The organism is Stenotrophomonas maltophilia (assembly GCF_047497515.2).
Lineage (GTDB): Bacteria > Pseudomonadota > Gammaproteobacteria > Xanthomonadales > Xanthomonadaceae > Stenotrophomonas.
This window is the reverse complement of record NZ_JAXAXL020000009.1, coordinates 77,154-88,917: the sequence shown is the minus strand read 5'-3', so window position 1 is coordinate 88,917 and position 11,764 is coordinate 77,154. Positions and strand designations below refer to the sequence as shown.

General features: G+C 67.1%; 7 protein-coding genes. 3 read left to right on the top strand and 4 right to left on the bottom strand.

Annotation, left to right across the window (positions count from 1 at the left end):
• Window positions 1–95: 95 nt before the first annotated feature.
• The 4 genes from ACMZPQ_RS13600 to ACMZPQ_RS13585 form a co-directional block, all read right to left on the bottom strand.
• Entirely contained in the window at window positions 96–602 is a 507-nt protein-coding gene (locus tag ACMZPQ_RS13600; protein WP_197582640.1) for a hypothetical protein, read from the bottom strand.
• A 45-nt stretch (window positions 603–647) separates the two neighbouring features.
• Complete coding sequence (locus ACMZPQ_RS13595) at window positions 648–941, bottom strand: LysM peptidoglycan-binding domain-containing protein (protein WP_005419771.1); 294 nt, start codon at window positions 939–941, stop codon at window positions 648–650.
• A gap of 239 nt (window positions 942–1,180) precedes the next feature.
• Window positions 1,181–1,999, bottom strand: coding sequence for an NADPH-dependent 7-cyano-7-deazaguanine reductase QueF (gene queF / locus ACMZPQ_RS13590; RefSeq protein ID WP_197582450.1), 819 nt, complete (start codon window positions 1,997–1,999; stop codon window positions 1,181–1,183).
• 531 nt (window positions 2,000–2,530) lie between these two features.
• On the bottom strand, window positions 2,531–3,850 hold the full coding sequence (locus tag ACMZPQ_RS13585) for a M20 family metallopeptidase (protein WP_197582451.1): 1,320 nt from the start codon (window positions 3,848–3,850) through the stop codon (window positions 2,531–2,533).
• 185 nt (window positions 3,851–4,035) lie between these two features.
• Here ACMZPQ_RS13585 and ACMZPQ_RS13580 point away from each other — a divergent pair, with 185 nt between their 5' ends.
• The 3 genes from ACMZPQ_RS13580 to ACMZPQ_RS13570 all read left to right on the top strand — a co-directional run bounded on the left by ACMZPQ_RS13580 (window position 4,036) and on the right by ACMZPQ_RS13570 (window position 11,742).
• Window positions 4,036–5,280: an efflux RND transporter periplasmic adaptor subunit gene (locus ACMZPQ_RS13580; protein WP_197582452.1), complete on the top strand. Its 1,245-nt coding sequence runs from the start codon at window positions 4,036–4,038 to the stop codon at window positions 5,278–5,280.
• A 74-nt stretch (window positions 5,281–5,354) separates the two neighbouring features.
• Window positions 5,355–8,588, top strand: coding sequence for an efflux RND transporter permease subunit (locus ACMZPQ_RS13575; RefSeq protein ID WP_197582454.1), 3,234 nt, complete (start codon window positions 5,355–5,357; stop codon window positions 8,586–8,588).
• Between the two features lie 31 nt (window positions 8,589–8,619).
• The gene (locus ACMZPQ_RS13570) at window positions 8,620–11,742 is read left to right on the top strand and encodes an efflux RND transporter permease subunit (RefSeq protein ID WP_197582455.1); all 3,123 of its coding nucleotides are present in this window, start codon (window positions 8,620–8,622) and stop codon (window positions 11,740–11,742) included.
• The last annotated feature ends 22 nt before the right edge of the window (window positions 11,743–11,764 follow it).

The following is an 11,764-nucleotide window of genomic DNA, read 5'->3' as shown; positions in this document are numbered from 1 at the left end:
CATGCGTGGATGGGGCCAACCGCCGCCCCATAAAAAAGGACGCAGCCTCGCGGCTGCGTCCATCGTGAGCCCTGCCGGGAGAGAGTCGGCAGGACTTACTTGACCTCGAACTCCTGCGGCGTTCCGGCCGCCTTACCATCGACCATGACTTCTGCGCGGTACTTGCCCGCCGGCCAGCCATTGGCATTCTTGAAGGTGATATTGGTGGTCTCGGCACCGCTGGTGTTCAGCGTGGCGTTCTGCTCGCCGGCTACCTGGCCATCCTGGAAGGTCAGCTTGGCGCCGACTGCAACGTTGTTGGCGGTTCCGTCGGTACGCACCGAGACGACCACATCGTCCTTCGGCGCGAACAGGGCAACCGGCGCCACCGACTTGTCGGCCGCAGCGGTCTTGCCAACGGTCACGGCAGAAACCGCAACGGCTGCCGCCATCGGCGGCGGTGCACCGGTCATCGGCGCCGGTGCCGGCTCAGCCGGAGCAGTCGCAGCCGGTGCAGCGGTGCTGTCAGTCGACGACTCTTCCTTCTTCTTGCAACCGACCAAGGCAACGCTGCCCAGCAGGGCGGCGATCAGGGCGGTCTGGAGCGGGGTGGTCTTGATCATTCGGGGTTCCTCCCAGGGATTGGCGGACGGCATTCGATCGCCGGCTTACTTCGGCGGCAGTTTCAGGGTCTGGCCCGGGAAAATCTTGTCCGGGTCGTCAAGCACATCGCGATTGGCTTCGAAGATCTTCTTCCATGCGTTGGCATCGCCCAGGTGCTGCTTGGCGATCTTCGACAGCGAATCACCCTTCTGCACGGTATAGGTGCCACCGCTGACAACGTCGGCGGTGCTGTCCACCGAAGCGCTGACGCCGGAGAAGTCGGCCTTCGGCACCTGCTCGGCTGTACTGTCGACGCTGCCACTGACGCCGGAGAAATCGGCTTTCTTCTCGGTACTCATCCACAACTCCCGTCTGCATGACTACGTGACTCGCACGGTGCCATGGAGGTTGTTAAATGGGGATGGTGCAGATGTGAAGCCGCCCCCCGGGGCGGCTGAACAATCGGGAGAATGGGGACCCCGGTAGTGCCGGCCGCTGGCCGGCTTGCCCTGCAGGCAGGTTCCACGCGATTGCCGGCCAGCGGCCGGCACTACCTTTTATTTGCGCGCGATTGCCGGCCAGCGGCCGGCAGTACCGGTTATTGGCGCAGCTCGCGGTAGGTGGCGGCCGGGGCGGCGATGGCCGGGCTGGCGCGCCAGGGATTGATGTCCAGGCCACCGCGGCGGGTGTAGCGGGCTTCCACTTCCAGCCACTCCGGCTGGCAGCGCGTGGACACCTCACTGAAGATGCGCTCCACGCACTGCTCGTGGAACTCGGCGTGCTCGCGGTAGCTGACCAGGTAACGCAGCAGTCCGGTACGGTCGATCTTCGGCCCGCGGTAGCGCAGGCTGACCGTGGCCCAGTCCGGCTGGCCGGTGACTGGGCAGTTGGACTTCAGCAGTGCCGAGACCAGGGTTTCTTCCACCACCTGGCCGGCATCGGCGGCGAGGAAGTCCGCCTGCGGGGGGCCATAGCAGTCGATCTCCACGTCCAGCCCGTCGATCGACTCGCCGAGCGGCGTCTCGCGCAGGCCCGGCAGGCCGAATTCGACCTGCACCGGGGCACCGGCACAGGCCGACAGGTCCGCGATGATGCGCGCGCGCAGCGCTTCGGCAGTGTCGATGCGGGTGCTGTTGAGGGAGTTCAGGTACAGCTTGAACGACTTCGATTCGATCAGCCTCGGCGAGGTGCACGGCACCTGCACGGTGGCGACGGCGACCTGCGGCTTGCCGCGCGGGTCGAGCCAGCTCAGCTCGAAGGCGTGCCAGCGGTCATGGCCGACGAACGGCAGCGCCGCATCATCGAGACCGATCTCGGCGCGGGCGCCGCTGCGGGGGATGGGAAACAGCAGGCCGGGATCGTACTGCGACGGGTAACTGACCTCGCGACCGAGGCTGGAATCCTGGGGGGTATTCATGGGCGTCATTGTATCGCGCCAGAAGCGGGCCTTCGGCCGGGCCGGCCAACGGCGGAGCCCCTCCGTGGTGGTTCAGGGCAGGATCTCGGGTCGGCCGGGAGGGTGGGTTGGCTGGGGGCCGCTGCAAGTACGTCCATGTAAGCTCGGTCGCCGCATCCATGCGGCTCACGCCCCCAGCCAACCCACCCTCCCGGCCACGGACAGTTTCCCGCGTTACCACGGGAAAGATCAGGAAAATCAAAATCAAAATCAAAACCAGATGCTTCAGACATTCATGGCGTCCGCCGTGTCGACCAAGGTCGACACCCACCAGAAGCAGAATGTCGTGCCGACAGATCACGGGAAACTGTCGAAGGCGGGGTGGGTCCGGTTGAGGGGGTGTCCGCGGCATGGATGCCGCGGCCAAGCCCCCAGGGATGGGTTTACGGCGTCCCCCTCAACCGGACCCACCCCGCCATCCCACGGAATACCCGCTTTTGACGTTGACGTTGATTTAGGCGGGTGCAGGGCTGCAAGCCCTGCCGGAAACCCTCAGCCCGCAGGAGTGCCCGCACCGTGCAGGTAATCCAGGCTCACCTGCAGCAACGCGCGCAACCCGACATCCAGCGCCTTCTCATCCAGCAGGAACTTCGGCGAATGATTGGCCGGCGCGGTTGCCGGGTCGATGCCCACGCTGGTCGAACCCACGAAGAAGAACATGCCCGGCACTTGCTTCGCGTACAGCGAGAAATCCTCGGCCCCCATCTGCAGCGGCGGCTCGTACACATTGTCCTTGCCCACCACCGCCTGCAGGCTCGGCAGCATCTTCGCGGTCAGCGCCGGGTCGTTCACCGTGGCCGGGTTGCCTTCCGACTCGTAGATATCGGTCACCGCCTTTGCACCGTGCGCAGCGGCGGTGTGCTCGGCCACGTTGCGCAGGTCGGCGAAGATCTGCTGGCGCATGCCTTCGTCGAAGGTGCGGATGGTGCCGACCATCTCCACCTCATCGGGAATGATGTTGTAGCGGATGCCACCGTTGATCGCGCCGAAGGTCAGCACCGCAGGCTGCTTGGACAGGTTGGCGCGGCGGCTGACGATGGTCTGCGCGGTACCGACCAGATCGGCGGTGGCCACGATCGGGTCCACGCCATTCCACGGCGCCGAGCCGTGCGTCTGGCGGCCGATCACCTTGATCCCGAAGCGGTCCGAGGCGGCCATCAGCGGACCACCCCGTACCGCGATCTGCCCCGCCTGCACGCTGGAGAACACATGCAGGCCGAACACCGCCTCCGGCTTGAAGTCGGCAAACAACCCTTCCTTCAGCATCAACGCGGCACCACCCTCTTCCGGCGGCGGTGCGCCTTCCTCGGCCGGCTGGAAGATCAGCATCACCTGGCCCGGCAGGTCCTTCTTCATCGACACCAGCGCTTGCGCCACGCCGAGCAGGGTCGCGGTGTGCGCGTCATGGCCGCAGGCATGCATCACGCCCACGGTCTGGCCGCGGTACTGGTCAGTGGCCTTGGAGGCGAACGGCAGGCCGGTCTGCTCGGTCACCGGCAGCGCATCCATGTCCGCGCGCAGTGCGATCTTCGGGCCCGGCTTGCCGCCTTCGATGATCGCCACCACGCCATGGTGGGCGATGCCGGTCTTCGGCTTGAGGCCCATCGCACGCAGGCGCTTGGCGACCTCGGCCGAGGTCCGTGCCTCGCGGTTGGACAGTTCCGGATGCTGGTGGAAGTCACGGCGCCATTCGACCACCTGCGCCTGCAGCCGTTGCGCGGCGGCGGTCACTTCCGGGCGCTGCCCGTCCTGGGCATGGGCAAGCGCGGGCAGGGCCAGCAGCAGGGCGGACAGCAGCAACGAACGGCGCATCGCAATCTCCACGGCAAGGGGTTCCAGCTGAATGTAGGCCAACACTGCCGCCACGGGAACCTCCGGCGCCGGATCCGGTCTTAGCGCCCGTCCCATCCGTCATGCAGGAAACGTGATGTGGCACAGGTATGCTTTGCGCATTGTCCCGGCGTCCCGCCCGGTCCAGCCCTCTCGGAGTCCTCGTAATGTCACGTGTTTGGAAGATCGTGCTGCTGGTCGTGGCGGTACTGGTGCTGGCCGTGGTCGGCCTGCGCGTCATCGGCGGGGGCAAGGACAAGGCTGGGAAGCCCGCAGCGGGTGCGCGCCAGGGCGGCGAAGACCCGGATGCCGGCCCGGTGCCGGTGACCGTGGTCGACGCCGCGCGCCAGGACGTGCCGGTGTATGCCAGCGCGCTGGGCACGGTGACCGCGATGAACACCGTCACCGTCAGCCCGCAGGTGGGCGGCCAGCTGATGAGCCTCAATTTCCGCGAAGGCCAGGAAGTGAAGCAGGGTGACGTGCTGGCGGTGATCGATCCGCGCACGGCCCAGGCCAGCTACGACCAGGCTGCGGCGGCCAAGCGCCAGAACGAAGCCCTGCTGGCCACCGCACGCTCCAACTACCAGCGCTCGAACGCGCCGGAGTATCGCCAGTTCGTCGCCAAGACCGATCTGGATACACAGCGAAACCAAGTGGCACAGTACGAAAGCGCAGTGGCCGCCAACGAAGCCAGCATGCGCTCGGCACAGGTGCAGCTGCAGTACACCAAGGTCACCGCGCCGATCTCCGGCATTGCCGGCATCCGTGCAGTGGACGCCGGCAACGTGGTCAGCGCCGGTACCGCGCTGGTCACGTTGACCCAGGTCCACCCGATCCACGTGCTGTTCAACCTGCCCGAGCGCCAGCTCGGCGACGTGCGCCAGGCGCAGGCGGCCGGCACGGTGCCGGTGGCCGCACTGGACCGTGCCGATTCGCACGTGCTGTCCGGTGACGGCAAGCTCGATGTGGTCGACAACCTGATCAGCGCCGACAGCGGCACGTTCAAGGCCCGCGCGATCTTCGACAACACCGACAACGGGCTGTGGCCGGGCCAGTTCGTCAACGTGCGCATGCAGCTGCGCACCATCGGCGGCGGCGTGGTCATCCCGACCCAGGCGGTGTTGCGTGGCCCCGATGGCGAGTACGTCTACATCGTGCAGGGCGACAACACGGTAAAGATGCAGACCGTGCGCAGCGGCGTGGAAGTGGGCGACAGCCAGGTGCAGATCGCCGAAGGCTTGAAGGGTGGCGAGCGCGTGGTCAGCGAAGGCCAGTTCCGCCTGAAGCCAGGCAGCAAGGTCACCGCGCTGAAGCCGGGCGAAACGCCGGCCGCGCCGACCGAGGCCGAACTGAAGGCCGCCGAGCAGAAGAACGGTGGCGGCGGTGGCCGTCGCGGTGGTGGCCCGCGCTGAGCGCAGGCCACTGACCTCTCCCGCGCCGGCATCCCCGCCGGCGCTGCCAATGAAGTGCCAGCAAGGATCAGTCCGTGGGCTTTTCGACGATCTTCATCCGCCGCCCCATCGCCACCTCGCTGTTGATGGCGGGGCTGTTGCTGCTGGGCATCCTCGGTTACCGCAAGCTGCCGGTGTCGGCGCTGCCGGAAATCGATGCGCCCAGCCTGGTGGTCACCACCCAGTACCCCGGCGCCAACGCCACCACCATGGCCTCGCTGGTCACCACGCCACTCGAACGCCAGTTCGGGCAGATCTCCGGCCTGGAGCTGATGACCTCCGACTCCTCGGCCGGGTTGTCGACGATCATCCTGCAGTTCTCGATGGACCGCGACATCGACATCGCCGCGCAGGACGTGCAGGCGGCGATCCGCCAGGCCACCCTGCCCTCGTCGCTGCCCTACCAGCCGGTCTACAACCGGGTGAACCCGGCCGACGCGGCCATCGTCACCCTGAAGCTGACGTCTGACACGCGCCCGCTGCGCGACGTCAACAACTACGCCGACTCGATCCTGGCCCAGCGCCTGTCGCAGGTGCAGGGCGTGGGCCTGGTTTCGATCGCCGGCAACGTGCGCCCGGCGGTACGCATCCAGGTCAACCCGGCGCAGCTGTCGAACATGGGCCTGACCCTGGAGCAGCTGCGCAGCGCGCTGACCCAGGCCAACGTCAATGCGCCCAAGGGTTCGTTGAACGGCAAGACCCAGTCCTACAGCATCGGCACCAACGACCAGCTGGCCAGTGCCGCCGAGTACCGCGACACCATCATCAGCTACAAGAATGGCCGCCCGGTGCGGCTGTCCGACGTGGCCGAGGTGGTCGATGGCGTGGAGAACGACCAGCTGGCGGCCTGGGCCGATGGCAAGCCCGCGGTACTGCTGGAAGTGCGCCGCCAACCCGGCGCCAACATCGTGCAGACCGTCGAACGCATCCGCGCGATCCTGCCGCAGCTGCAGGGCGTGCTGCCGGCCGACGTGCACCTGGAGATCTTCAACGACCGCACCGAGACCATCCGCGCGTCGGTGCATGAAGTGCAGTTCACCCTGATCCTCACCATCGGCCTGGTGGTGGCGGTGATCTTCGTGTTCCTGCGCCGGTTGTGGGCCACGATCATCCCGTCGGTGGCGGTGCCGCTGTCGCTGGCCGGTACCTTCGCCGTGATGGCCTTCGCCGGCATGTCGCTGGACAACCTTTCGCTGATGGCGCTGGTGGTGGCCACCGGCTTCGTGGTCGACGATGCGATCGTGATGATCGAGAACATCGTGCGCTACATCGAGCAGGGCAAGAGTGGCAAGGAAGCGGCCGAAATCGGTGCGCGCCAGATCGGCTTCACCGTGCTGTCGCTGACCGTTTCGCTGGTGGCGGTGTTCCTGCCGCTGCTGCTGATGCCCGGCGTCACCGGCCGCCTGTTCCACGAGTTCGCGTGGGTACTGAGCATCGCCGTGGTGTTGTCGATGCTGATCTCGCTGACGCTCACCCCGATGATGTGCGCCTACCTGCTCAAACCCGACGCCCTGCCCGAAGGCGAGGATGCGCACGAGCGCGCGGCAGCGGCCGGCAAGCAGAACCTGTGGACGCGTACCGTCGGCCTGTACGAGCACAGCCTGGACTGGGTGCTGGGCCACCAGCGCTTGACCCTGGCCGTGGCCGGCGGCGCACTGGTACTTACCGTGCTGCTGTACGTGCTGATTCCCAAGGGCCTGCTGCCCGAGCAGGACACCGGCCTGATCACCGGCGTGGTCCAGGCCGACCAGAACATCGCCTTCCCGCAGATGGAGCAGCGCACCAAGCAGGTCGCCGAAGCGCTGCGCCAGGACCCGGACGTGACCGGCGTGTCGGCGTTCATCGGTGCCGGCAGCATGAACCCCACGCTCAACCAGGGCCAGCTGTCGATCGTGCTGAAGGAGCGCAGCCAGCGCGACGGCCTGGACGAGATCCTGCCGCGCCTGCAGAAGGCGGTGGCCGGCATTCCGGGCGTAGCGCTGTACCTGAAGCCGGTGCAGGACGTGACCCTGGATACCCGCGTGGCCGCCACCGAGTACCAGTATTCGCTGTCGGACGTGGACAGCGCCGAAGTGGCCAAGCAGGCCACGCGCCTGACCGAAGCGCTGCGCCAGCGCCCGGAACTGGCCGACGTCGACAACAACCTGTCCAACCAGGGCCGCGCGCTTGAACTGAACATCGACCGCGACAAGGCCAGCGTGCTGGGCGTGCCGATGCAGACCATCGATGACACGCTCTACGATGCGTTCGGCCAGCGCCAGATCTCGACCATCTTCACCGAGCTCAACCAGTACCGCGTGGTGCTGGAAGTGGCGCCGGAGTTCCGCACCAGCACCGCGCTGATGCAGCAGCTGGCCGTGGCCTCCAACGGTGCCGGCGCATTGACCGGAACCAACGCCACCAGCTTCGGCCAGGTCACCTCGTCCAATTCGTCCACCGCCACCGGCATCGGTGCACAGAACACCGGCATCACCGTCGGCGCCGGCAACATCATCCCGCTGTCGGCCTTGGCCGAGGGCAAGGTCAGCAGCGCACCGCTGGTGGTCAGCCACCAGCAGCAGCTGCCGGCGGTGACGGTCTCGTTCAACGTGGCGCCGGGCTATTCGCTGTCCGAAGCGGTGCGTGCAATCCAGGAGACCAAGGACAGCCTGGACATGCCGACCCATCTGCATGCGGAGTTCATCGGCAAGGCCGCCGAGTTCACCGGCAGCCAGACCGATGTGGTGTGGCTGCTGCTGGCCTCGCTGGTGGTGATCTACATCGTGCTGGGCGTGCTCTATGAGAGCTACATCCACCCGATCACGATCATCTCCACCCTGCCGCCGGCCGGTGTCGGTGCGCTGCTGGCGCTGATGCTGTGCGGGCTGAGCCTGTCGGTGGACGGTATCGTCGGCATCGTGCTGCTGATCGGCATCGTCAAGAAGAACGGCATCATGATGGTGGACTTCGCGATCGAGGCACGTCGTGCCGGTGCCAATGCGCACGAAGCGATCCGCCGTGCCTGCCTGCTGCGTTTCCGCCCGATCATGATGACCACCGCCGCCGCCATGCTCGGCGCGCTGCCGCTGGCGCTGGGCACCGGCATCGGCTCGGAACTGCGCCGCCCGCTCGGCATCGCCATCGTCGGCGGCCTGCTGCTGTCGCAGCTGGTGACCCTCTACACCACGCCGGTGATCTACCTGTACATGGAGCGCTTCTCCGAGTGGCTTGCGCACCGCCGCGAACAGCGTGCGCTGCGCAACGGTTCGCTGCAGGAGCCGCAGGCATGATCCACGCCCCGCTGCTGCGGGGGGCCGCACGATGAACCTGTCCGGCCCCTTCATCCGCCGCCCGATCGGCACCGCGCTGCTGGCCATCGGCCTGTTCATGGTCGGCCTGATCTGCTACCTGCGGCTGGGCGTTTCGGCGCTGCCGAACATCGAGATCCCGGTGATCTTCGTGCACGCCAGCCAGTCCGGCGCCGATGCGGCCACCATGGCAACCACGGTCACCGCACCGCTGGAGCGCCACCTGGGCCAGCTGCCGGGCATCGACCGCATGCGCTCGTCGAGCTCGGAAGGCAGCTCGCTGGTGTTCATGATCTTCCAGAGCGGCCACAACATCGATTCGGCGGCGCTGGACGTACAGACCGCGATCAACTCGGCGCAGGCCGACCTGCCCTCGGGCATGGGTTCGCCGATGTACCAGAAGGCGAACCCCAACGACGACCCGGTGATCGCCATCGCGCTGACCTCGCAGACGCAGTCGGCCGACGAGCTGTACAACGTCGCCGATTCACTGCTGGCGCAGCGCATCCGCCAGATCAGCGGTGTTGCCTCGGTCGACATCGCCGGTGCCTCGACGCCGGCGGTGCGTGTGGACGTCAACCTGCGCCTGATGAATGCCCTCGGCCTGACCGCCGATGACCTGCGCAACGCCGTGCGCGCGGCCAATGTGACCTCGCCCACCGGCTTCCTCAGCGACGGCAACACCACCACCGCGATCATCGCCAACGATTCGGTGGCGCGTGCGGCCGACTTTGCCGACCTGGTGGTCAAGACCCAGGGCGATGGCCGGGTGATCCGCCTGAAGGACATCGCCAACGTCTACGACGGCCAGCAGGACGCCTACCAGGCGGCCTGGTTCGACCACAAGCCGGCGGTGGTGATGTACGTGTTCACCCGTGCCGGCGCCAACATCGTGGAGACCGTGGACCGGGTCAAGGCACAGATCCCGACCCTGCGCGACTACCTGCAGCCGGGCACCACGATGACGCCGTACTTCGACCGTACGCCGACCATCCGTTCCTCGCTGCATGAAGTGCAGATCACCCTGTTGATCAGCCTGGCGATGGTGGTGCTGACCATGGCGCTGTTCCTGCGCCGGCTGGCACCGACCCTGATTGCCGCGGTGACCGTGCCGCTGTCGCTGGCCGGTGCCGCGCTGGTGATGTACGTGATGGGCTTCACCCTGAACAACCTGAGCCTGCTGGCGCTGGTGATCGCGATCGGCTTCGTGGTCGACGATGCGATCGTGGTGATCGAGAACATCATGCGCCACCTCGACGAGGGCATGCCGCGCATGCAGGCGGCGCTGACCGGTGCACGCGAGATCGGCTTCACCATCGTCTCGATCACCGCCTCGCTGGTGGCGGTGTTCATCCCGCTGCTGTTCGCCAGCGGCATGATGGGCGCGTTCTTCCGCGAGTTCACCGTCACCCTGGTGGCGGCCATCGTGGTCTCGATGATCGTCTCGCTGACGCTGACGCCGGCACTGTGCAGCCGCTTCCTCAGCGCCCACGACCACGCGGCGCCGCCGTCGCGCTTCGGCCGCTGGCTGGATGCCGGCCACGAACGCATGCTGCGCATCTACACCGTGTTCCTCGACTTCTCGCTGCGCCATGCGCTGCTGATGTCGCTGACCCCGCTGCTGCTGATCGGCGTCACCATCTTCCTGTTCGGTGCGGTGAAGAAGGGCGCCTTCCCGCCACAGGACACCGGCCTGATCTGGGGCCGCGCCAACTCCAGCGCCACCGTGTCCTTCGAGGACATGGTCGCCCGCCAGCGCCGCATCACCGACATGCTGATGGCCGACCCGGCGGTGAAGACCGTGGGCGTGCGCCTGGGCAGTGGCCGCCAGGGCTCCAGCGCGCAGTTCAACATCGAGCTGAAGTCGCGCAGCGACGGCCGCCGCGAAACCACCGCTCATGCGCTGGCGCGGTTGAGCGCCAAGGCCGACCGTTACCCGGACCTGCAGCTGCGCCTGCGCGCGATCCAGGACCTGCCCAGCAACGACGGCGGTGGTTCCAGCCAGGGCGCGCAGTACCGCATCTCGCTGCAGGGCAACGACCTGGCCGCACTACAGGAATGGCTGCCCAAGCTGCAGGCGGAGCTGAAGAAGAACCCGAAGCTGCGCGACGTCGGCACCGATGTCGACAACGCCGGCCTGCGCCAGAACATCCAGATCGACCGTGCCAAGGCCGCGCGGCTGGGCATCACCGTCGGCGCCATCGACGGCGCACTGTATGGGGCCTTCGGCCAGCGCCAGATCTCGACCATCTATTCGGACATCAACCAGTACAGCGTGGTGGTCAACGCCCTGCCCTCGCAGACCGCCACGCCGGCGGCGCTGGATGAGGTGTACGTGCGTGCGCGCAATGGCGACATGGTGCCGATCACCGCGGTGGCCACCCAGGTCCCGGGCCTGGCGCCGTCGCAGATCACCCATGAAAACCAGTACACCACGATGGACCTGAGCTACAACCTGGCTCCGAACGTAAGCATGGGCGAGGCCAAGGCGATCATCGATGCCACTGTAGCCGGCATGCGCATGCCCGGCGACATCCGCCTGGCCGACGATGCAGGCTTCGGCTTCAACTCCGACCCGAGCGACATGCTGATCCTGGTGCTGGCGGCGATCCTGACCGTGTACCTGGTGCTGGGCATGCTGTACGAGAGCCTGATCCACCCGGTCACCATCCTGTCCACGCTGCCGGCAGCGGGCGTGGGTGCGCTGCTGGCCTTGTTCGGCACCAACACCGAGCTGTCGGTGATCTCGATGATCGCGCTGGTGCTGCTGATCGGCATCGTCAAGAAGAACGCGATCATGATGATCGACTTCGCGCTGGTGGCGCAGCGCGAGCACGGGCTGGCGCCGCGCGACGCCGCACGCGAGGCCAGCATCGTGCGCTTCCGCCCGATCATGATGACCACCATGGTGGCGATCCTGGCGGCGGTGCCGCTGGCGATCGGCCTCGGCGAAGGCTCCGAACTGCGCCGCCCGCTGGGCATCGCGATGATCGGTGGCCTGCTGTTCTCGCAGAGCCTGACCCTGCTCAGCACGCCGGCGCTGTACGTGATCTTCTCGTGCCTGGCCGAACGCTGGCGGGCGCGTCGCGCACGCAAGCGCGAGGCCAAACTGCTCAAGCGCGCGCAGCGGGCCTAGCCCGGTAGAGCCGGCCGCTGGC

Bases quoted from the DNA above. Each gene is read 5' to 3' on its own strand.
- ACMZPQ_RS13600 (WP_197582640.1), bottom strand. From the start codon at position 602: ATGATCAAGACCACCCCGCTCCAGACCGCCCTGATCGCCGCCCTGCTG.
- ACMZPQ_RS13580 (WP_197582452.1), top strand. From the start codon at position 4,036: ATGTCACGTGTTTGGAAGATCGTGCTGCTGGTCGTGGCGGTACTGGTG.
- ACMZPQ_RS13585 (WP_197582451.1), bottom strand. From the start codon at position 3,850: ATGCGCCGTTCGTTGCTGCTGTCCGCCCTGCTGCTGGCCCTGCCCGCG.
- queF (WP_197582450.1), bottom strand. From the start codon at position 1,999: ATGAATACCCCCCAGGATTCCAGCCTCGGTCGCGAGGTCAGTTACCCG.
- ACMZPQ_RS13570 (WP_197582455.1), top strand. From the start codon at position 8,620: ATGAACCTGTCCGGCCCCTTCATCCGCCGCCCGATCGGCACCGCGCTG.
- ACMZPQ_RS13595 (WP_005419771.1), bottom strand. From the start codon at position 941: ATGAGTACCGAGAAGAAAGCCGATTTCTCCGGCGTCAGTGGCAGCGTC.